A 23,160-nucleotide genomic window follows, 5' to 3' on the forward strand; every position below is an offset into this window, starting at 1 on the left:
GTGGCTTGGGTATTGATTGACTTACAGCCAAGGGATTTTAGGAGAGTTTAAAACTCATAACTTACGCTTAAACGCGTGGTGCGAGGCATAATATAACGGCCATTTGGTGCATCAGCATTACGAGGATCACCTTCGGTAATGCCTTGTTCATCAGTTAAGTTATCAATAGCTAACTGTATTTTAATACCTTCCATAGGCTCAACAATTAAACCTAGGTCAACTTTTTCATAGCCTTCTAATGTAACAGTATTTTCGTTGTCGCCCCAACGATCATCAACTGCTGAAATTGTGCCGTATAGAGTTGCATACATGCCGCTGACTTCAAAGTCATAGCTCGGTGTAACACGTACTTGCCATTTTGGCTGACGTTGGCTTTCGTTGCCTTCGTTGGTCGGGCTTTCTGTGATCTCAGTTTCTTGCAGTGTTGAGTTTAAGTTAACTGAGAAACCAGATTCGTGGTTATAGTTATAATCAAGCTCAATACCGTATGCTTCATTTGTTAAAATTTCAGCAGGGGCGCCTGGACGACGAACAAAAGTGTCACCTTTTACTTCATTCGTGAATAAAGTGGCATAAAAATCAGTGCTATCAGTCAAAAGCTTGTAACCGAATTCAGCCTGTGTCACTTCTTTGATTAACTTTTCGCCGCCTTGGTAAGCGCCGTAGTTATCACGAAAATCATCGAAATAAGGCATTTTATAACCACGGTTAACACGTGCAAATACACCCATATCATCATTAATTGAGTAGTTAATACCTGTTGTCCATGATGTTTTGCTTTCATCGTACTGGATAGATTTAGTAATAACACCATCTAGGCCTTCATCTACCGTGTATTCTACTTCGTGATTTTCAAAACGAATACCTGCATCAAGTGTGAATGCATCATTGATTTTATACTGAGCTGTTGAGTAAAACGCATTGGTGCGTGCATCACCTGTCGAGTTAATATCGTAGTTCCATGCACAACCTTCAGTACTTGCATTACACTCAATGTCATTTAACATCTCACCGCCTGCTTCAAGTACATGATAAGCAGCGTTTCCTAAGCTCCACCAGTCGTTTGCAGATGTGCTTGCTGTGTAATAACCGAATGCGGCAGACAGGTCACCAAAGTCTTTAGAAAAGGCAAGATCATTAGTGAATGAACTAATTTCTTTTAATACAACCCAGCGGCCAAGTTGTTGTACTGGTGTATCTGCATCATAAACAGTGCCTGTTGCTGCACCTGCTGCGGTTTCACCATTAGTTGCTACTTCACCCAATGTTGTTGCAGAGCCTGCTGGAACAAGGCCGTAGGTATTTGCATCACCTTTAGTAAAGTTAAAGCGATCTACAAACTGCCAGCCATTATCAAATTCAAGCTTGATGCTACCGCCAGACACATGACCTTTCCAACCGCGCCCTTCACCTAAGTCAATTTGATGTTCATCATTGTTAGGGCCAGTATATATAGTTGCTTGACGATTTAGAGTGCCAAGTTGTGTGTAGCCAGCATCAATACCTTCAACATTTAAAGGCGTAGGTAAGTACCACGCACCGTGATCATCGGTATGACGGCTGTATAAGTTGATGGTGCCATTGTCTAGCACCTTTGTAAGGTTAATCGTAAATTGATTGCCTTTTTCTGAGGTAAAACCTGCGTCACGAATACCAGGTGAACTCTTAACGTAACCACCTACCATGTAGTAAAAATCTTCAGAAATTTCACCACTTACCATCGCATCAATACGTTGTAGGTCATAATCAGATGTTGTGTACTTAAAAATAGCTTCGGTATCTTCGCTACCGCGCTTTAAGCGGAAGTTTGTTGTTAAACCGGGCTGACCGTTTGAAACAACTGGGTTAGGGCCACCGCGAAGTGCTTCCATTGTCTCAATTGTTTCATCAAGGCGGAAAATAGAAGAGTTTTCTAAAAATGAGAGCGTCGGAGCAGGGTAGATAGGAGAGCCATCAATGCTAATTGTTAAAAATGGTGCATCACCACCACCCGGAAAGCCACGTACAAATACGTTCGCGCCTGATTCACCACCAGAGCTTTCTACCCAAACACCAGGTACAGCTTTAAACAAGTCCGCGGTGCTTTTAGGTGAAAGTTTAACAATTTGGTCAGCATCAATATTCGTCACGGCATAACCAGCGTCAATTTTGCGAACACCTACACCACCTGGTGTACCAGATACAATAATGCGTTCTACTTTTTCTTCTGCTGCCTGTTGTGTCTGCTCTTCAGCAAAAGCAGTTTGGCCTGACATTGCTAAAAGAATTGCGGATGCAATTGCAGTTCGTGTGTGTTTTGTTGCCATAGTTTTTTCCCACTAATCTGTTGTTAAGTACACTGCATAACAAGATTTTAAAAAATTGTTAATGCTTTGCCTATTTAAACCATAGAAGTTTATGCAAACGTTTGCAAACAATTTTGTAACTGTTTTTCACAATTTTCTTGGTTTCTTCCAGTTAACTTGGTTTTGTTATTGATTTTTAATAAAAAATTTTAAGCAGTTGTTTGTTTAAAAAAATGCTATATTGTTATCCCAGTTTAAGGATTACTGTGTTACTGCCATGAACGATAAAAAATTAAAATTAGTTGATCTTGCTAAATTAGCAGGTGTATCTACCTCGACAGTGTCAAGAGCACTTAATGATAACCCTTTGATTAAACTAGAAACTAGGCAGAAGCTTCAGCGTTTAGCGAAGAAACACAACTTTAGTCTGAATACTGCTGCAAGCCGTCTTCGAACGCAAAAAACCAATGTGATTGCTGTGATGATCAATCTTGATGGTGACACAGAACAATCAATTAATGACCCTTTTTTACTGAAACTTGTTGGCGAAATTAACCTTGCACTGAATAAGCATGGCCTCGAACTGTTACTTTCTAACTCATTTATGGCAAGTGATGATTGGGTCAATTATTTCATCAACAGCCGTCGGGCTGATGGTTTGATTGTTGTCGGACAAGGTAAAAGCCAGGCGAATATTGAGGCAGCTGCAAATGCGGGTGTTCCATTGGTTGTTTGGGGAGATCCAAAAACAGAAAGTAATTACCCTATAGTTGGTAGTGATAATTACTTGGGAGGCCGTTTAGCCACTGAACGCTTACTTGAGCACGGTGCAAAAAATGTGTTGTTTTTGGGCGATCCTGCTCACGCTGAAATTGGTGAGCGCTACAGAGGCTACTTAGATGCAGTTTCAAAGGCAAAAGCCACGCCAAATGTACTGTCTATCGATATCACGAGTAAAGCTGCCTATCAGGGTATAAATCAGTTACTGGTAGATAAGGGGCTTTGTTTCGATGGGATTATGGCATGTAGTGATATGGTCGCTCTTGGCGCTATGAAGGCCCTTAAAGAACGCTACATCAGTATACCAAATGATGTTGGTCTTATCGGATTTGATGACATTTCTATGGCTGATATTAGTCATCCATCACTTTCAACTATTAAGCAAAATACCCAGCGCGCCTCTATTATTTTGGTTGAAAAACTACTTGCACAACTCGCAGGCCAAAAAGTTAACTCCCAAGTTGTTGAAATTGAAATGATAAATCGACAATCTAGCAAATAGAGCTCGGTTTTTTGTGAATAAATTGTGTATTTTGTTATTGCAAACGTTTGCAAAAGAAATTCCACTCAACTAGACTGAGTAAAAATTACTTTCGGTATAGTTAAATGGCTTCATTAAGAATTACCATAGCGTTAGCAAGCAGCTATTTTGTATTTGCAATTATGCTCAATAGTGTAGGCACTGTTATTTTACAAGCAATTAATAGCCTGGATGTTAGCAAGACGGATGCCTCTGTTTTAGAGGGATTTAAGGATTTGAGCATTGCCATTATGTCTTTTTTAGTCGCTTCATTCATTCCAAGGATAGGCTACAAAATCGCGATGCTCTGTGCGTTATTGTTAGTGTCGGCTCTTTGTTTATTGGTGCCAAGCATTGCTGAATTTTGGGTGCTAAAAGCATTATTTGCTGCAATTGGTTGTAGTTTCGCTGTAGTGAAAATCTCTGTTTACTCAATTATTGGTCAACTTTCTGATAACGCGAACAAACATTCGTCTTTGCTAAACACTATTGAAGGAGTGTTTATGCTTGGGGTGTTATCGGGTTACTGGATCTTCGCATTATTCATCGATGCTAATAACCCCCAAAGTAACGAATGGTTGAATGTATATTACATGCTAGCAGCGATCGTCTTAGTGACTACCTTTACTGTTTTAACAGCGCCAATTAAATCTCCTGAGTTACATAACCAGAAACAGTCACAAGTAGACGCTTTCTTAGATATGCTGAAATTAACTTACCAACCCTTAGTGCTTATTTTTGTAGTTAGTGCTTTTTTATACGTTTTAATTGAACAAGGAGTGGGTACCTGGCTGCCTACCTTTAACAATCAAGTTTTAAAACTCCCCGTTGATGTCAGTATTCAGCTCGCTAGTTTATTTGCTGCAGCGTTAGCGCTTGGCCGTTTGGTTGCTGGGCAAGTACTTAGGTTTATTAGTTGGTTCAAGATGTTATTGACTTGCCTGATTACAATGGGGCTGTTGATTTTACTTGTTTTACCTCTTACTCATGATGTTGATGGCAGCCAAGTAAAAAATATTTTTGATGTGCCTTTTGCGGCATATATGTTGCCTCTAGTCGGTTTTTTTATGGCACCTATTTACCCTTTACTCAACTCAGTCATGCTGAGTTCTTTAGAAAAGCATAAACATGCTGCGATGACTGGCTTAATCGTTGTTTTCTCGGCTTTAGGGGGCACCACGGGTTCAATAATTACGGGCTTTGTGTTCGATAAGTTTAGTGGCCAGCACGCCTTTTATTTAACTTTGCTGCCAATAGTCCTGTTGTTAGTAAGTGTTTCGGCGTTTAAAAAAGCGACGCTTGTTTTAGAAAATGGTCTGACACGTCAGGCAATTAAGGAATGATTATGAACTTTGTTAATAGCCAGCTATTTAAAGATGTGCAAATGGCAGAAATTTTTGCTGATTCTAAAACATTTGCAGATGCAGTCCCCAATTTATCTTGGCAGAGTGCGAGTGAGTTATACCAATTAGTAGGTCCTTTGCAAGGTGAAAAGCTTCGTGAGTTTGTTATGTCGCACTTTTCATTCGCCAACCAAGCTATACCAATGGCGAAACTCAATACGACATCGGTAAACCAGTATATACTCGATCTATGGCCGCACCTGCATCGCAGTGCCGATAGTGATTTATCAAGCTCTTTGATGCCTCTACAGTTTGACTACATTGTTCCTGGTGGACGTTTTCAAGAAATTTACTACTGGGATAGTTACTTTACAGCATTAGGCCTTGAGGACATAGGCGACCTGGCAACCATTGAAGCCATGGTTAATAATTTTATTGACTTGCAAAAACGCAATGGCTGCATTCCAAATGGAAATAGAGTTTATTACAGCTCTCGGTCTCAGCCGCCCGTTTTAGCTTTGATGGTTACGCTATTATGGGAGGCTAAATATGAGCAACGCAAAGACTTTTCTTGGCTAGAAAATGCGATAGCGGCATTAGAAGCTGAATATCAGTTTTGGATGAAAGGGTGTGAAGAGTTAGTTGACGATAAACAAGCTACTAAGCGTGTCGTTAAAATGTCTGATGGGGCTATTTTAAATCGATATTGGGATAGCGCCCGCTCGCCACGACCAGAGTCGTTGAAAGAAGATTTGCATGATGCGCAAAACCTTTCAGCTGATCAGCAGTTGAGTTACTTTCAAAATATTCGTGCTGCCTGTGAATCAGGGTGGGATTTCAGCAGTCGCTGGCTCAGTGAGCCAAGTGATTTGAAGAGTATTGAAACAACAAATATAGTACCTATTGATTTAAATTGTTTAGTTTATAACCTCGAAAAGACCTTAGAAAGGTTTTACAGCTTAATTAACAAAGAGCATAAAAGTCGAGCAATTGCTGAATTGGCATTATTTAGACTAGAAGCAATTAATCAATATTGTTGGGACAATGATAAAGGCGTTTATAGAGACTTTAATATTCGTTTGAATAAGCAAAGTCCCATTGATTCTATGGCAATGGCTGTACCTTTATTTGTCGGTGCTGCATCTGAGCAGCAAGCTCAGCAAGTAAAAACTAAACTAATGAGTGACTTTTTAAAACCTGGAGGGTTAGTTACAACATTATCCAATACTCCTCAGCAGTGGGATAGCCCTAATGGCTGGGCACCTCTGCAATGGTTTGCTGTTAAGGGTTTGCTTGACTATGGCTTTATCAGCGAAGCTGAAGCTGTCATGAAAAATTGGTTGAGTATGATCGAAATGCGTTTTGCTGAGGATAAGTGTCTTCTTGAAAAATACAATGTATGTGAATTGGTAAGTCGTGCTGGTGGCGGTGAATACACAGTACAACAAGGGTTTGGTTGGACGAACGGCGTAACATCACGTTTTTACAAACTACTCAATGACTCACTTTAAAAGGGGAGATGTGAGTATTGTTATTTACAATTTGTTAACTCATGCGTCTGGCCATCCAAATGGATTGGTGATGTTGTAAATTACTAAAATAAAGGATTGTAAATGGTTGAATCATGTATCCAAATTGGGTATTGTGAATAAAATGTTTCAAGGAAGAAATGAGATGATTCAACCAACTTCTGTTTTTCTAAAAGCACAACCAAAACTGCAAAACCGTAGTCAAAGCTATCAATATTTAATCAAGATGCTTGATGCATTCTTTGTCCGCGTCAAGGTAGATACAAGCTTACCCCAAGATGCGATGCGCGACGAATTTGATCTTTATCTGATAGATAGCACTAACACCGATTGGAAAGACCTATTACCAGCAGAATTAGTACAACTTGCTAAGCAAAACTCAGTGGTTATTTTTAATGCAGATGCTGACGCCATCTGTGAAAAGAACCTACTTTTAAATGGCATTAAAGGCGTGTTTTTTGCCGAGCAATCACCTGAAGATATTTTTTCAGGGCTTGTGAGAGTGATCAATGGTGAGTTATTTTTTAGTCGTAAAAGTATTTCTACAACCTTTAATCACATGCTTTATGCTATGTCTCGTAGTCAATTTAGTGCCAGTAATGATTCGGTAAATAACGATATTGATCTCAGCTTACTAACTAAACGCGAGAAATCAGTGATTCATCTACTTGCACAAGGCGCGAGTAATCGAGATATCGCAGAGCGTTTAAACATCAGCGATCATACGGTTAAAACCCATCTTTACAGCGCATTTAAGAAAACATCATCACGTAATCGCGTAGAACTAGCTAACTGGGCACAAAGCTACATGGCAGTGAGTTTGTCTTTACAAAATACACAGTGATTATAATCCAAAGGTGCAAGTATTGTGTTTAAAGGAGAGTGATTTTACCCAGTACTTAGCTCTAGCATGGTTAGTAGTAGTTCTTGGTGACGAAAGTCGGCAGTTCATTTTAAGTGTGTGACGCTGTGATGTCAGCGTCACAATTCAATTAGACCGCTTTTGCAGCCCAAATACCTTTGTTAATACCTTTTAGTACAAGATCACTTAATGCTTTTTCTATTGCTTGAGTTACGCAGATGCTCATAGGCTCGTTGTCGGTAAAACCGGCTTCTGCTTCAGCTAAACGCTTGTAACTGACATAGCGAAAGAACCCAGCGCGCATTTCTTGACTGAGCACTTTTTTGCTTGTCGCAACGGATAGCAAAACTTGGCCTGTGCGAACATCGACAGCACGTAAATAAATTGAGATTGCATCCTCACGGTATAACTCTGATGCGCCAATCCCGAAGTATTCCATCCCAATACCGCCCGTTTTAATATTAGTATCGTAGCTGATGATACCGCCTTCTAAGATTATTTTTGCAGTCGTAAGCGGTGGCAGTTCAGGCAGTTTGTCGTTTTCGGCTTGCGCGGCACGAATAATTTTGCGCTCAGTCAAAATATTTTGTAGACCTTCACGTTCTACCGGAATAAACCAATCTGATTCATGTAATGCTTGCACTAAAATAGAGTTTGCGCCTTGGGTCACTGCGGTAGAAAACGAACTGACATTAGCTTGAGGTTTGTATTGCCCAGTTTGGTCGCGAAATGAATACACAGAAACAGGAATGCTGCCCACTGGTTGTGGAAGTGCTTGCAATGCCTTAAAGGTTTCTGTTGGCTCTAGTGTACTTGCGAGTTGCTTTGTCGGTGGAATTAAATTGCCCATTGATGAACAACCCGACAAAATTACGATTAGTGTGGTTAAGATTAAACTTCTCATTATCCAAACCTCGGTACTTCAATAACTGTAATTGTTCCATCAGAAGTATTTGTTATTCTTACAGTAATAGAATCGCTAGTACTGGTAATGATCTGAATTTCATAATCACCTGTCATGAAGATAGAGTCACCGTTAAAAATACTGTCGTCGATTTCATCACCAAACGCCATATCGGTGATCTCACGAACCATGCGATTTAAATAGGTACGCTCTAATGAGTCTTGAAATTTTTCACCATAAGTTTGTTCGATTGTTGGCGCTTTATGTTTATTCTGGGATTGCGCTTTATTAAGCAGCATGCTGCCATTGAGTGGACTGCCACCAAAACTTGGATTTATAGGGGTATAAACGAGTTCAGTTGCCCAACTGTAGAGGGGGCAGAGTATTATTATTAGTGTTGTTAAGTATTTCATTTTACCATCCATTTTTTGCCATATCAGGTGATGATTGCTGCATTTTGTTACGCGCCATTGCATCCATTACGCTATACATGGCTTGTTTAACACGCTCATCTAATGGCTCTAAACGACGCCCTAGGTAGGTAACGTACACAATTTGGTTGTTCATTCTTAAAACAAGGCGAGTACCCGCTCGAGGTAATACCGTTTCTTTTATTTCGATATTAAAGCCAGCTGTTGAAGGTAAGTCACGCCAAAGATTGGCAAACTCAAAATAAAATTGATGGCCAAATCGGCTAATGCTTCTATCGAGTACTAAACCATCAATTTCGAGATCTTCGCCATAACTAGCAGCACTATGAGCTGCAAGCAAGATACAACATATGCGGAGAAAGTTATTTAATTTCATAGCGAAATGAGGGAGCAAGGCTCCCCCTAAATATGATTATTCTTGGGTTACAGTCGCGATATTGCCATCACCTAGCTGAGTGATAACGACCGTGCTGTTAGAGCCAATCATTGAGCCTTCTACAAGGTTAGCATTACCTTCTTGGACAACTACCAGTGAATTACCTTCACCACCTAACAAGAATGCGCCTTCACCAATGCCTGCAACAAAGTTTTCAGAACCAGTTTGGCTAATATCAACTGAATTGCTACTTCCTTCCATGATAAGGTCAATCGCATTCAGTTCACCAACTTGTGTGAAAGCAACCTGGTTATTGTTGCTATCAAGCACACTTGCAAACGTTAGTGCGGCTTCATTTAGATTACCTTCTTGGTTAATCGCAATATCATTATCATTTGAAGATAGCGATGTATCTGGATAAGAAGACTGAACCAGTACCGTGTTTTCATCACCTGCTTGTGCAATATCAACGTTATTATCGTTGCCATTGAAGTTAGCAATATGTGCACTGTTTGCATCACCAATTTGGTTTGCAACAAATTCATTATCATTGCCAATTGCGCCAAGGTATACATCATTGCCGTTACCATTTTGGAATGCCGTTAGCTCGTTATCATTGCCAATTGCATCTAAGCCTGCAGTATTCCCATCTTGCTTTTGATTAACAAGTAACGTATTGCCGTCACCAATTAATACCGCTGATTCAAAGCTATTGCTGTTGCCTTCTTGGTCTGATTTAACTTCGTTATCATTACCTGTAACTTCAGCAATTAACGCAGTGTTTGAGTCGCCATCTTGCTCAAGTTCAACTTCGTTGTAATCACCACGAACAGAAGTTAATGTTGCACTGTTAAACGCACCGGTCTGGTCAATTGTAATGTCGTTGCCATTGCCGACAATTTCATCTGACGTAAAGGCGTTGAATAAGCCTTCTTGAGCTACTTCAATCGTGTTGTCATCACCAATGACAGTATTAAATGTAGCTTCATTTAATAAACCAACTTGCTCAGAGCTTACTGTGTTGCTATTACCTTCTAAATCGAAGTTGTAGAACCAGTGGCCCCCATCACCTTGGGTTACAGTAATTGTATTTTCATCACCTGTAACTGTGTTAATAGCTTCATTATTAATACCAAAGAAGCCAGCACCTTGTTGTTCAACACGAATAGCATTGTCGTTACCTACTGTTTCAGACAGTGCGCCATTCATTGTGCCATTCTGAGTATGAGCAACATCATTGAAATCACCTGTATTATAAATAAGTGATAAGTTAGATGTTTGTGCTTGGTTAACTTGAACCATATTGCCGTCACCAATACTGACGGTTTCTGCACGTTGTCCAGTGCCTTGCTGGGTAATAACTGCTTCATTACCCACACCTGTGACAGATACTTGATCTAGAATAATTGAGTTGCTAACACCTAAAGTTGTTACCTGAGTAGCAAGCTCAGAGCTAGACTGCGCTTTGTCATCAGTATTTGCGTTAGCAGCAAAGCTTGAACCGAGTGCAAAGGTGATTGCACAGGTAAGAAGAGACTTTCTTAACTTCATGATTATTTCCTTTAAATTATTATTAATCAAAGCCCTAAAATATTATTTTTGCTTTTAGGGCCATGTACCGGCATGCCTTGCCGGATTAAATTGCGTGATATTCAAGTGTTCGCTAACAATCAGAAGTGAATGAAGCAAAATTGTTAAATGCACTGAAAAGATAAAGCAATTAACAGAAAATCACTTTAGACAGATATGGAATAATATAAAATCAGCAGTTTTTGTGGTTTTAATTAATTCTTTATTTTCATGATCTTATAATTATCTAATCAGGTTTTGATATGAGGAATTATTACAAAGCAGTAAAAAAGTTTGATAAATAACCTCGGGTAATTGACGCTCCATTTGTCACGAAAAAGGCTGATTTTTATCTGAATTTAGAATCTAAATTGGTAAAAAAGCATGGATTTGCTGCCTGTTTAATTTTTTTCCTTGCCTGTTATCTGCAATTCGCCATTTATGGGGTATGCCGCGTGATAATCATTTTCAGAAGTAATGAGCTTTGGTGGTCGAATCATGTTGATTCGGTCAGTATTACTAATTATGGATAGTAAATATGAAAACTAAATTATCTGTATTAAGCCTCGCCTTATTACCTTGTATAGGTGCTGCGCAAATCAGCACACCAGCAAAAACAACTCTCGTCGGTGCAAGTGAAGATTCTGTACTCGTTATGTATAAAAAGGGCACTTCTGCAGCAATGCGTGCTCATGCTCGTAGCTTAGTCAGAGCCACAATCAGCGATATGAATAAAGATGGTGTTGATGATAATTACTCAGCGATTTTATCTGGCCGTTTAGCTAAGTTTAAAATTGCAGGAATGAGTACAAAAGAAGCTATCAAGCGTCTACAAACTCATGCCGCCATAGAATATGTAGAACCAGATTATCGAGTCTCAATTGCAAGTGCGCCTAATGATCCAGATTTTTCATCATTGTGGGGGTTACACAATGAAGGTCAGACAGGTGGTGTAGATGATGCTGACATCGATGCGCTTGAAGCATGGTCTATCTCAACAGGTAGTCGCGATGTTGTTGTTGGTGTGATTGACACGGGTGTTGATTACAGCCATGAAGACTTAGCTGATAATGCATGGATCAACCCAGGCGAAATTCCAGGAGATGGCATCGATAACGACGGTAATGGTTATGTTGATGACGTTCACGGTATTAATGCTATCACTGACTCTGGTGATCCAATGGATGACCAAGGCCATGGTACTCACGTATCGGGTACAATTGGCGCGTCAGGTAATAACAGCACGGGTATTGTAGGTGTTAACCACGAAGTATCGATTGTAGGTTGTAAATTTTTAAGTGCAGATGGTACCGGTTCCACTTCTGACGCTATTAAATGTATCGATTACATGGTTGATCTTAAGAATCAAGGCGTAAATTTACGTGTTCTAAATAACAGTTGGGGCGGTGGTGGCTTTAGCCAAGCTCTAGCGGATGCTATCACAGCGAGTGAACAAGCTGATATCTTATTCGTTGCTGCTGCGGGTAACGATGCGGTTGATAATGACCAAAACCCTCACTATCCGTCAAACTACGAGCACGACAGCGTATTATCTGTTGCCAGCACTGATAGCAGAGATAACATGTCTAGCTTTTCACAATGGGGTTTAACCAGTGTTGATTTAGGTGCACCGGGTAGTGCTATTTTATCAACGGTACCGGGCAATGGTTATGCTAGTTATTCGGGTACTTCAATGGCAACACCACATGTTGCGGGTGCCGCAGCATTAGTACTATCGATTAATCCTGATTTAACAGCGCTTGAACTTAAAGAGTTGCTAATGAATAGCGGTGACCAGAATGAAGCACTGCAAGGTAAAACAGTGTCTGGCAATCGTTTAAATGTGAATCAGGCACTAGAACAAGCTGATCCGACTCCAAGCTTCAAAATCTCGGTTTCGCCAAGTTCACAGCAGATTACTGCTGGTGAAACGGCAACTTATACCTTTGAAATTGGCTCAATCGCCCAGTGGGAAGGTGTTGTTAGCCTAGCACTTCAAGCTGACTTAGCGGGCGCAACGCTATCGCAAACTGAGGCGGTTCCTGGTGATGTAGTTACTTTAACTGTACCAACAGAAGAGGCAACAGCGTGGGGTAGCTATAGTTTTGTTGTTGATGCAACATCGGGCGAGCTAGCTAAACAAAGCAGTGCGTCATTGTTTGTTAACCCTGTTGGCTTAAATGACTTTACTTACTCAAATGAAACACCAGTGTCTATTCCAGATAACAATGACACGGGTGTTGATTCAATCATTACAGTTGCAGATGAACTGACGGTTTTCTCAACGGATGCAAGTATTGATATTGCTCATACTTACATTGGTGATTTAATCGTTACATTAACGTCGCCGCAAGGTACAACAGCTACACTACACAGCCAATCAGGTGGTGGTGCCGACGACCTAGTACAAAGCTATTCGCTAGCAAACTTTAATGGTGAAGTTGCGACAGGTGATTGGGTACTTAATGTGAAAGACGTACTGTCAGCTGATACGGGTACTTTAAACAGCTGGTCACTGACGTTTAGCGCTATTGGTGAAGTAAGCCCGCAGCCACCACAAGCTGGCTTTGCATTTGAAACATCAGGCTTAAATGTCACTTTCACTAACACCAGCACTGATAGTAACGATGATATTGTTGCTTGGGCGTGGGACTTTGGTGACGGTGCTTCTTCAACAGATGCTGACCCTATGCATAGTTACGCACAAGCGGGTAGCTATGAAGTAACGCTAACTGCGACCGATAGCGAAGGTCAAACAGATACGTTTACACAAACGGTTGTGGTATCTGATGTCGAAATTGAGCTATCTGTTAAACGTGCAAGTAAAACACGATTAGGTACGATGCGTGTTGATTTAGGTTGGCAAACAGTGGCCGATCAAGTAAGCATTTATCGTAACGGTGAACTAATTGAAACAGTCGCTGATCGTGGTTTCTACCGCGATGTACAGCGTAAGGCTGAGTTGCCAAGCTATGAGTATCAAGTATGTGTAACTGAAACGACTTGTTCTAACCCAGTAACAGTGTCCTTCGACTAACATTGTTCCACACGACAAAGCCCAGTTTCCCCGCTGGGCTTTTTTATTTGTATTACAAAATGAGTTTTCTACTACAACAATGTATAATATGCGCCCTTTAAATGTTGACTTGTCGTATTGATGTGGGGTTGTGAGTGAAAGCATTGCTGAAACAGCATGGTGTAATTTTTATTCTTCTAAGTATGCTAACCGGGTTAATGGGGGCATTCGTTAACCCATTGATGAGCTTATTTATTGTAGAAGGGCTGCGAGCACCCCCTATGTACTTAGGTGTTTATGTGGTGGCGGTCACCATTATGGGGTTAGTTATCAGTCAGTGGCTAGGTAGCATGGCTGATAAAGGCACCAGTGCGCGAAAGTTATTTATGGTGGCTGTATCGGGTATGGTGTGTGCGTTAGTGGCCTTTGCGAATGCTACTGCATTTTGGCAAGTCTTGCTCGCAGGCGTGTTGTTTCTTGCAATGGGTAATGCGGCAATTCCGCAAATGATGACCGTGGCAAGACAATGGGCTGGGCGTCAACAGAACATCGACATCACCAGTTTTAATTCCCGTTTACGTGCTGCTATTTCCTTTGCGTGGGTGGGCGGTCCGCCACTTGGTTATTTGTTAGCCGCTGGAGGCGAGTTTAGCCGCTCGTTTTACTTTGCTGCGGTGTGTGCCTTGGTTGCTCTTATTTTTGCATTTAAGTTTATTCCTGACTACAGCGCTAAGAAATCACAAAACGGCAGAGAGCCTGCAGCCGCAGCGAGTTTATCATTTTGGTTGTTGGGCTTAGCTATTATGCTTGGTTCAACGGGCAATATTATGTATTCATCGGCACTGCCGCTTTATAGCATTACTGAACTAGGATTCGCTGAACATACGCCTGGGCTGTTTATGGGTGTAGTGGCGCTGTTAGAAATTCCTATCATGCTGTATGGGGCTAAGCTTGCTAAAAAATACAGTAAAGTCGCGATGCTTGCGGTGGCATTTTGTTGTGCCATTGTATTTTATTTAGGAGTGTTTTTTGCCACTCAAGTTTGGCATTTGATCGCGTTGCAAGTATTGAATGGGCTGTTTTACGGTATTTTTGCGGGCATTGGCTTAACCGTATTACAAGATCAGCTCCCCGAACGAATAGGGTTTACCTCAGCGTTTTACACGAACGCCATTAAACTGGGTGTTATGTGCGGGGCAGGGGCAACTGGGGTTGTTGCACAGTTTTATAGTTTTAGGTTTGCAACACTTGGCTCAATGCTAGCAGCCAGTTTGGCCCTTGGGTGCTTAATACTATTTAGTTATGTAAAACGAAATGAGCAGCAACTTAGTCAAATACAGCACCCTTTTGTTACTGTTGGTAAGAACACATAAAACGCAAAAAGCCCAGTAAACACTGGGCTAAAACGAGGGAGGAGAGTAATTAATAAAAAGAGTATTTTAAAGTAAGCGACGTTGTACGGCCGTTAATAGTACGGGCGCGGATAATGTCGTTATCTGGTACTGAGCCTTCTTCTGCTTCTGTGATACCTACGGTGTCGAACAGGTTGTTCACGTTAAGCGATAGACTTAAGTTTTCAGACAGATTGTAACTTACAAAACCATTCACTTGTGTATAGCCATCAAACTCAAGGTCGTTACTGTCTTGTGCGTAAGCATCCGTTGTACCAATAAAGCTTAGACCAGCAGCACCTTTATCAAAGTTGTAAGTTGCCATTAGTGAGTAAATAAGGTCAGCTTGACGACGTGGTGTATTACCGACTAACTCTGGCGATAACGCATCTTTAGCAATTTCTGCGTCTGTCCAAGTAAAGTTACCACGGAAGTCCCAATCACCTACGTAGTAGGTTGATTCAACCTCAATACCTTTTGCTTCGTACTCGCGGTCAAAGAACTTTTGTGATGTTGCTTCGAAGTTTTGCTCTTCAGTTTCTGCGTAGAATGCAGTTGCAAATACTGATAGTGAATCAAAACGTTTTTTCACACCGATTTCGTATTGATTTACTTCATCAATTGCATCGGCTTCGGCAACAGAGCCATCAGCGTCTACTTTACCAAATAATAAGCGGTCTGCATTCGCGCGGCCGCCTTTACTTAAGCGGGCAAATGTCGCAAAGCTTGGATCAATTTGGTAGTTCGCACCAATTGAGTATGAGCTGTAGTGCCAGTCGTAGTTAACAATGCTAGGATTTGCATTATCAATACCAGCAACACTTTGCTCAGGAATTGAGATGGTACCGTCGCCATTCATATCAATTGTTGATGTTACGGCACCTGCGTAGTTACCGCGTGCTTCACCTGAATCATAGCGAGCACTTGCATCAATGCTTAAATCGCCAAACTTAGTGGCTAAGTTAATGTAAGGTGCGCGTGTTTCGTATTCTGTGTCGTAGTTACGTTGACAGCAGTTACCCCAGTAAGGTGTACCATAAGCGTACAAGCCATTATCTGAGTAGCTGTCGCCATTTGCAGCGTAAACGTCAAGTAATGCAGCGTTGTCGCCTTTTAGCTCCATAACATATGAGTTCCAAAGCCACGACATATCAATCGATTGGCTTGATGCAAAGTAACCAAACGTAACACTGGTGTCATCAGAGAACGACTTAGTTAACTTAAGGTCATTAACAATTGAGCCCATGTCGTTTAGCGTTACATCGAATGTGTGAATACGCATTGCTAAATCGTCATCGCCATAGGCTTCGCCTGCTGAACCACCATTTGCATAAACAAGCGATGCACCATCACCAGCAATACTAGAAGCAATAGAGCTTGCACTTGCAACTTCAGCTGGAATAAGAGAAATAAAGTTACCGCTTACTGATGACGTTCTAAAGCGGTTTTCGATGCGCCAGTCGTTTTCTAAATCAAATGCTGCTTCAAAACCTACTGAGGTAACAACTGGGTTCATACCGTCGGTCATATCGCCCGTGCTGATTTGGTTATCACCATTTAAACGCAGCGTTTGTGTGAAAAGTGCTGAATGCGGCGTATCTGATTGCGCATCGAAACCTGAGATTGAATCGCCATCTGAGTACATAGGCATAGGTAGGTAACCTACGCTTTTATCATCGAGGTGTTTAAAGTACACACGTACATAACCGGCATCAAATTCTTTCGTTAGGTTTGCCTTAATTTGGCCACCTTTATTAGATGTATAACCAGTTTCACGCGGGCCTTCGCCTTGGCGAACAAAGCCACCAATGTGATAGCGCACACTGTCGTTTAGGTAAGTACCATACTCAAAGTCCGTACGAATAGAGTCATAATCAAGGCCAACAGTGGTTGATACACTGCCTGATTCGTTCTCACCTGTTTTTGAAATAAAGTTGATGATACCACCTGGGGCATCACTTGCTGCAGTTGATGCTGAGCCACCACGGATTGATTCAACACTTTGCACTGTTGAATCTAAGCGCATGAAGATATCTGCGTTACCAAAGGCAATATCGCCAAACTGCATAACAGGTAAGCCATCTTCTTGTAGTTGCAAGAATTTAGCACCGCCCGATGCAACCGGTAAACCACGTACCGCGATATTTGCGTTACCTTCACCGCCCGTCGATTCTGAACGTACACCCGGAATTGTTCTGAAGGCTTCTGCAGTAGAACGTGGTGTTGATACTTCAATTTCAGCTAATGTCACACTGCTAACCGATGAGCTTGATGCCATGATGGTTGTACGGCGTGGTACACCGGTTACAACGATAGTTTCAAGACCGCTTTTTTTAGCCTCAGGTTGTGCTTGCTCTTCGGCGTGTAAGTTTTGGCTTACTGCTAATGCAAGCGCGCTTAATGTATAAAGGGCATGTTTGTGTGTTGTCATAATGTGCCTCGTCTCAATCCCAGATGGTTTGTTGTCTAAATTGTTTTCTTAATCGATTAAGTTAAGATAACAATAATTTTACACAGTGCAAGTCTTTTTAGTGAAAAACTTGCACGATTTATGTTCGATAATTGATTTTTAACGATTTTTATTTAGTGGCTTAATGCACTGTGCTGCGCTAACGCTTGCTCAGCAGGGTTACGTAAGTAGTTATATAGCATGGCTAAAAACAGTAAACATGCGAAGCCTGTTGCGAGATAAAAGCCGTAACGAATGTGGCCAAAGTAGTCACTGATCACACCCATTAATAATGGGCCTGCTGCCGCAGAAAGGGCGGTAAAAAACAAAATAACTCCAGCTACCGCACCGTGTTGCTGCACCGCAAAGCAAGAAATACCTTTTGAGTTTAAAGTTGGGTAGATCATCGACATGAACAGCCCAGATAAAGGGAGTAAGAACACTGCCCAATCAACGCCACCGAAGATTAAGCCTAAATAACACAGTGCAATTCCTAAGCTTAAATACAGCATCGCCGCTTGCCAGCTTAAGTAATTTAATAGCCATACCGCTAAAAACCGCCCCGCTGCGCGTAAAATGAAAAATAAGGTCAGTGCATAGGTTGCCAGTAATTGCCACGGGCCGTCGTAATCGCCAAGTAGAGTAGGCATCCAAACGTATATTGCTACTTCGGTTGCAACATAAAGGGCAATTGCTAATGAAAAGCCCAGTGCATAAGGGTTTCTCATCATGCTCATAGTGGTTGCAAGAGAGGCCGGTTTTGCGTGTTCTTCTAGCTTTTTAGGTTTAGGGTAATCTGCACGCCAAGCAATTATGGTTAAAATCAAACATAAAACCCCAGCGATGACATAAAGGTAGGTCCAGCTAACCTGTTGGGTGATTAAAAAGCTGACAAGGGCAGGGCCTACAATGGCGCCAACACCAAAGAAACCTTCGACCAAATTCATGGTTTTTGTGTGCTCTAAATTGTTTGTAGAAATATCACCTAACAGTGCCAAAGCACCGGTTTTAAATAGGCCAATAGCAAGACCAATACAGCTAAGCAGCACTACAAATACGCTAAAACTACTGCTAACAGCAAATAGAAAACAACAAATGGTGAAGATGCCGAGTCCTAGCATGATGGTTTGTTTGCGGCCAAAGCTGTCGGCCAAAAAGCCTAAAAACAGGCCACTAAAAGCAATAAGTGCCATCGGTGCATAATGGAAAGCACTGGCTTGGGTCATGCTTAAATTAAATTCTTCGATAAGCTCAGGTATGATCATACCAACCGCATCAGAGGTCATCGCAAACATAAAAAACATCATGTATGTCAGCCATCTAATGGTTTGCAAAGGATCGTGTGTTCTATTCATTGTTGTATCCCCACCGAAAGGTCTGCGCCTTTACTATGTATATTAGTGTATAAAAACTATAAAAACTGCTTGAATAATTTGCTGTCGTGGTTAAAGATATATCTTAATCGATTAAGTTTCAACTTGGTATTAACAATTATGATCAACAATAAAGTGCAATTAATCACCTACGCAGACCGTATTACTGGTCAAGGTATTGATGAATTAAGTAATTTATTAAATGGCCCACTTAACAATGTGTTTGCAGGTGTACATTTGTTGCCATTTTATAATCCGATTGATGGCAGTGATGCTGGCTTTGATCCTATTGATCATAGTGAAGTAGACTCGCGCCTTGGTAGCTGGGACGATATAAAAGTCCTTGGTGCAAACTATGACTTAATGGCTGACTTAATTGTTAACCATGTTTCAGCACAATCTTTCCAATTTAAAGATGTACTCGCTAAAGGCAAGCAATCTGAATTTTGGGATTTATTTCTAACCAAAGATGATGTATTCCCAAATGGCATGTCTGAGGCTGAACAACAAGCGATTTATCGTCCGCGCCCAGGTAGTTGTTTTACACCAATTACATGTGGTGACGGCCAAACCTATGATTTTTGGACCACTTTTACCGATAACCAAATTGATATCAATGTGAAATCAACGGCGGGTATCGAGTATTTAAATACGGTGCTTGGCAAATTTGCTGATAATAATGTCAATATTATTCGTTTAGATGCGGCAGGCTATGCGATTAAAGAAGCTGGCACAAACTGCTTTATGTTGGATGAAACTTTTGAGTATCTAAATAAGCTTTCGGCGCAAGCAAATGAAGCGGGTATGGAAACCATTGCCGAGATCCATAGCCATTTCCAAACTCAGGTTGAAGTCGCAAAGCGTGTAAATATGGTTTATGACTTTGCTTTACCACCCCTTATTTTACACAGCTTGTTTAGCAATGATGCGCAAGCATTACTGAATTGGCTAACTATTTCGCCGCGTAACTGTTTAACGGTACTTGATACTCATGATGGCATTGGCATCATTGACGCAGGCCCGATGGGTGATAAACCGGGCTTATTAGACGCTGCGCAAATTGATAACTTGGTTGAAACCATTCATGAAAAGAGTGAAGGGCAAAGCCGCCTAGCGACTGGTGCAGCAGCAAGTAATGTCGATTTATATCAAGTAAACTGCACATATTACAATGCCTTGGGCGCAGATGACTTTGATTACTTATTAGCGCGTGCAATTCAGTTCTTCGCACCAGGTATTCCACAAGTTTATTATGGTGGCCTGTTCGCTTGTGAGAACGATATGGAATTATTGGCTCGTACCAATGTTGGTCGTGATATCAATCGCCCTTACTTAAATGCGCAAGACATTGATGCTGCGCTTGCTAAACCTGTGGTGAAAGGTTTAATCAAGCTGATTCAATTACGTAATGAGCATCCAGCTTTTAACGGTGAGTTTATTGCTAAAGGTGAAGGCAGTGTGTGCCGTTTAAGCTGGCATGATGATACCAGCTCAATCGAGTTAAAAGTTGACTTTGCTAGCCGTGAAGTGATCATTGTTGATCACCGTGAAGGCGAACAAAGTATTGTTGATTTGGCTGACTTTTTAGCTTAACTACTTTGACCCAATTGCAGTTGATAGTCGATTTCGGCTGTTTGCTGCTCTTTCGATAGAAACAAGGTCGCAGCAATACGGCCTTTTTCTTCGCTATTTTGATGAACAGTGGTGAGTTTTGGCACAAATCGTTGGCCTTCATCGATGCCATCAAAGCCAACAATTCTGACATCTTCAGGAACCGATAAGCCCATTTTTAATGCTTCGCGCATGGCGGCAAGGGCGATCAAATCACTCATACATAACAATACGTTTGGCCTTGGTGTACTGCTAAGTGCTTCTTTGGCGGCAATGCTTGCAAAGCGCTCGCTGCTTTCAGGAATATTCCATGTTCTATCATCACCCAGGGTGATGCCAGCATCGCTGATTGCTTGGTGATAACCGCGCAGTCGTTGATGAGCAATCGACTGACCTGCTTCAAACTCATGATGTTCGTATACTCGGCATAATACGTCGTTATCGAGTAAACGCAGGCCTAAAATAGCAACCCGATCATCATTTTTGTGAAGTGCGTGTTTTGCAATATCAAAGCTGGCTTGTTGGTTGTTTACGTTTACTGAGGCATCGCGACCGATATTAAAATCAACCGTTACCACATGTTTGGCAACCTGTTTTAATTGCTCAACAAGTTGCTTATTACGTGGGCGGCCGTAGCAAATAAAACCATCTACAAAGTCGACAACGCTATTTAGGTTATCGCTGTTGCCTGAAAATAATAAAAGGTTAATACCATTTTTTTCGAGCACCGCTGACACACCGCGCATAAAGCTGCTAGCAACCGGGTCAGATATCATATATTCAACGCTGTCTGGTAATACTAACGCAACAATATTAAAGGTGCCTCGGCGCAATGATTGTGCCGCCTTGTTAGGGCCAAAATAGCCAAGCTTTTTACAGGCAGCCAAAATCTCTTCGCGGCGTGCTTTCGATAATTGATCAGGGCGGTTAAACGCATTTGATACAGTGGCATTTGAAACACCTAACTCTTGGGCAATACTTTTCAGCGTCCAACTTTTTGGCTTTGTCATTGTAGCTTCTTAATCGATTTACTTAATTGTAAATTACCATATAAAGAGTCGAAAAAAAGTGTTTTTAGTCATAAAAATAGGCGTACCATAAAAGAATGAGTACGAGGGTGAGAAAAAGGCGAGTAGCGAGTGATTTCTAAGTTACCAAAATGGGTTGAGATTGGCGCATTTATTTTGGCGCTGGTGGCTGGGTGTGTGAATGCAGTTGGTTTACTTAGCTTTGAGCATCAAGCGGTATCGCATTTATCGGGAACCGCAACCTTGCTTGGCACAGATCTCATGCATGGCAATAGCCTTGATGCGTTACATTTATTAGGCGTATTACTGTCATTTTTAGTTGGGTCTGGTATTGCTGGTTTTTTGCTACATAGTTCAGCACTTAAACTAGGTCGTCATTACGACACGGCATTGCTGATCGAAGCAGGGCTTTTACTGGGCGCACTTTGGTTATTATTTAATGGCTCGGGCTATGGACATTTTTTAGCTTCTGCGGCATGTGGGTTACAAAACGCCTTGGCAACAACTTACAGTGGTGCAATTGTGCGTACTACCCATGTTACGGGTATTTTTACTGATTTAGGTATTATGTTTGGTCGGGTTTTTCGTGGCGAGGCGCTTGATAAACGTAAGGCTAAGCTGTTCGGCCTAATCATTATAGGCTTTATATTTGGTGGCTTAGCAGGGGCGTGGTTATTTGCAAAAATGACTTTTGCTGCGCTTTATGTACCAAGTGCCATCTGTATTTTACTTGCCTTAATCTATCGCGTTTATTCTCATCGAAATCCAGAATTTAATGATTAGCAATACTCTTAGGTGTTGTACCAAAGGCTTGTTTAAACACGCGACTAAAATGGCTCGGGTTATTAAAGCCTAATTGATAACAAACTTGGCTAATCGCCTCCCCTTTTTTGAGCAGTTTATACGCTTTTTGTAAGCGTAATTGCTGTTGCCAGTGAGCGGGTGTAACACCAAATGCTAGTTTAAATTGCTGATAAAATTTACTGCGGCTCATACACGCTATCTTGCATAACACATCAATATCAATATTCTCAGCAAGGTGCTGTTCTATATAACTAACTACATGACTTAACGGAGTTGCGAGCTTGCCTTGCTTACAACTTGCAATCATTAAATCTCGGCTTTGCTGCTGTAACAGGCGGGTTATGAGTTCATTAAGTGATAAATCAATTAAGTAATCGCGGTGTTGTTCATTTTCGCTAAATAGGGTGATCATGCGCTCCAGCAGTTGTTGAGTTTGCGGATTATGCTGGGCGTGCACTAACTTGGTTTGATATTGAAAAAAGTCATCTTGCGTAATTTGCTGGTTAAAATTAAGAGCATCAACTACTTGGCTTATTTTATCGGTACTGATTTCAATCGCTAAACAGGTTGTTGGCTGATTGAGAGATGCATTGGGAAAGTCTATTAGCACCCCTTGTTCTGGGGCAAGTACAAATGATTGGTTTGGTAAAAACTCTTCATGATAATCACTGTCGGCAACATGCATGATTTTTTTACCGCTGATCATGCCACAAAATAATAATTCAGTGGAATGTAACGCCACTTTTTGGGCATCTAAGTAAGTGTCGTAAATACTTAATTCGGCATGTTCGCCCGCAAAACTGACTTTATTTTCAATAAGCACATCAATACGTTGTCGTTTTTTATCTAAACTTCTGCTACTAACTGATGTGTTCATTGTTGCCTCGCT

Annotated in this window: 17 protein-coding genes; 8 read left to right on the top strand and 9 right to left on the bottom strand. The window is 41.3% G+C overall.

What is annotated here, in order from left to right; all coding sequences use genetic code 11:
• Positions 1–47: 47 nt before the first annotated feature.
• Positions 48–2,306, bottom strand: a complete 2,259-nt coding sequence (locus IRQ78_RS02925) for a TonB-dependent receptor (RefSeq protein WP_138599237.1) — start codon at positions 2,304–2,306, stop codon at positions 48–50.
• A gap of 256 nt (positions 2,307–2,562) precedes the next feature.
• Here IRQ78_RS02925 and IRQ78_RS02930 point away from each other — a divergent pair, with 256 nt between their 5' ends.
• From IRQ78_RS02930 to IRQ78_RS02945, 4 genes are all read left to right on the top strand, one after another.
• Positions 2,563–3,567: a LacI family DNA-binding transcriptional regulator gene (locus IRQ78_RS02930; RefSeq protein WP_054554018.1), complete on the top strand. Its 1,005-nt coding sequence runs from the start codon at positions 2,563–2,565 to the stop codon at positions 3,565–3,567.
• 104 nt (positions 3,568–3,671) lie between these two features.
• Positions 3,672–4,928, top strand: coding sequence for an MFS transporter (locus tag IRQ78_RS02935; protein WP_054554017.1), 1,257 nt, complete (start codon positions 3,672–3,674; stop codon positions 4,926–4,928).
• 2 nt (positions 4,929–4,930) lie between these two features.
• Positions 4,931–6,439, top strand: a complete 1,509-nt coding sequence (locus IRQ78_RS02940) for a trehalase family glycosidase (protein WP_138599239.1) — start codon at positions 4,931–4,933, stop codon at positions 6,437–6,439.
• Between the two features lie 163 nt (positions 6,440–6,602).
• On the top strand, positions 6,603–7,301 hold the full coding sequence (locus tag IRQ78_RS02945; RefSeq protein ID WP_054554015.1) for a helix-turn-helix transcriptional regulator: 699 nt from the start codon (positions 6,603–6,605) through the stop codon (positions 7,299–7,301).
• Between the two features lie 148 nt (positions 7,302–7,449).
• Here the strand turns inward: IRQ78_RS02945 and IRQ78_RS02950 are convergent, their stop codons facing one another.
• From IRQ78_RS02950 to IRQ78_RS02965, 4 genes are read right to left on the bottom strand one after another with little or no spacing between them, the layout of a single operon-like run.
• A complete protein-coding gene (locus IRQ78_RS02950; protein ID WP_054554014.1) occupies positions 7,450–8,223 on the bottom strand; it encodes a CsgG/HfaB family protein in 774 nt (257 codons plus the stop codon).
• Positions 8,223–8,648, bottom strand: a complete 426-nt coding sequence (locus IRQ78_RS02955) for a curli assembly protein CsgF (RefSeq protein ID WP_054554013.1) — start codon at positions 8,646–8,648, stop codon at positions 8,223–8,225. The genes IRQ78_RS02950 and IRQ78_RS02955 overlap by 1 nt, the downstream gene beginning before the upstream one ends.
• Positions 8,638–9,030, bottom strand: a complete 393-nt coding sequence (locus IRQ78_RS02960) for a curli production assembly/transport protein CsgE (protein WP_138599254.1) — start codon at positions 9,028–9,030, stop codon at positions 8,638–8,640. Before IRQ78_RS02960 ends, IRQ78_RS02955 begins: the two co-directional genes overlap by 11 nt.
• Before the next feature lie 36 nt (positions 9,031–9,066).
• Positions 9,067–10,581 (bottom strand): autotransporter outer membrane beta-barrel domain-containing protein, encoded by a 1,515-nt coding sequence (locus IRQ78_RS02965; RefSeq protein ID WP_138599242.1) that lies wholly within the window; start codon positions 10,579–10,581, stop codon positions 9,067–9,069.
• A gap of 556 nt (positions 10,582–11,137) precedes the next feature.
• Here IRQ78_RS02965 and IRQ78_RS02970 point away from each other — a divergent pair.
• Both IRQ78_RS02970 and IRQ78_RS02975 read left to right on the top strand, forming a co-directional pair.
• Positions 11,138–13,636 (top strand): S8 family serine peptidase, encoded by a 2,499-nt coding sequence (locus IRQ78_RS02970; protein WP_194441301.1) that lies wholly within the window; start codon positions 11,138–11,140, stop codon positions 13,634–13,636.
• A gap of 134 nt (positions 13,637–13,770) precedes the next feature.
• Entirely contained in the window at positions 13,771–14,988 is a 1,218-nt protein-coding gene (locus IRQ78_RS02975; protein ID WP_323741521.1) for a sugar efflux transporter, read from the top strand.
• A 49-nt stretch (positions 14,989–15,037) separates the two neighbouring features.
• Here IRQ78_RS02975 and IRQ78_RS02980 read toward each other — a convergent pair whose 3' ends face one another.
• Both IRQ78_RS02980 and IRQ78_RS02985 read right to left on the bottom strand, forming a co-directional pair.
• A complete protein-coding gene (locus IRQ78_RS02980) occupies positions 15,038–17,437 on the bottom strand; it encodes a TonB-dependent siderophore receptor (RefSeq protein WP_194441302.1) in 2,400 nt (799 codons plus the stop codon).
• Between the two features lie 152 nt (positions 17,438–17,589).
• Positions 17,590–18,810, bottom strand: a complete 1,221-nt coding sequence (locus IRQ78_RS02985) for an MFS transporter (protein WP_194441303.1) — start codon at positions 18,808–18,810, stop codon at positions 17,590–17,592.
• Between the two features lie 138 nt (positions 18,811–18,948).
• Between IRQ78_RS02985 and gtfA the strand changes: the two genes are divergently transcribed.
• Positions 18,949–20,421, top strand: coding sequence for a sucrose phosphorylase (gtfA, locus tag IRQ78_RS02990; protein ID WP_194441304.1), 1,473 nt, complete (start codon positions 18,949–18,951; stop codon positions 20,419–20,421).
• Here the strand turns inward: gtfA and IRQ78_RS02995 are convergent.
• Entirely contained in the window at positions 20,418–21,449 is a 1,032-nt protein-coding gene (locus IRQ78_RS02995) for a LacI family DNA-binding transcriptional regulator (RefSeq protein ID WP_138599246.1), read from the bottom strand. The two genes, gtfA and IRQ78_RS02995, sit on opposite strands and share 4 nt — an antisense overlap.
• A gap of 129 nt (positions 21,450–21,578) precedes the next feature.
• Between IRQ78_RS02995 and IRQ78_RS03000 the strand changes: the two genes are divergently transcribed.
• A complete protein-coding gene (locus IRQ78_RS03000; protein ID WP_187489420.1) occupies positions 21,579–22,250 on the top strand; it encodes a YoaK family protein in 672 nt (223 codons plus the stop codon).
• Here the strand turns inward: IRQ78_RS03000 and IRQ78_RS03005 are convergent.
• Complete coding sequence (locus IRQ78_RS03005) at positions 22,240–23,148, bottom strand: AraC family transcriptional regulator (RefSeq protein WP_194441305.1); 909 nt, start codon at positions 23,146–23,148, stop codon at positions 22,240–22,242. The two genes, IRQ78_RS03000 and IRQ78_RS03005, sit on opposite strands and share 11 nt — an antisense overlap.
• Positions 23,149–23,160: the final 12 nt, after the last annotated feature.

Source organism: Pseudoalteromonas simplex (genome assembly GCF_015278155.1).
Classification (GTDB): domain Bacteria; phylum Pseudomonadota; class Gammaproteobacteria; order Enterobacterales; family Alteromonadaceae; genus Pseudoalteromonas; species Pseudoalteromonas simplex.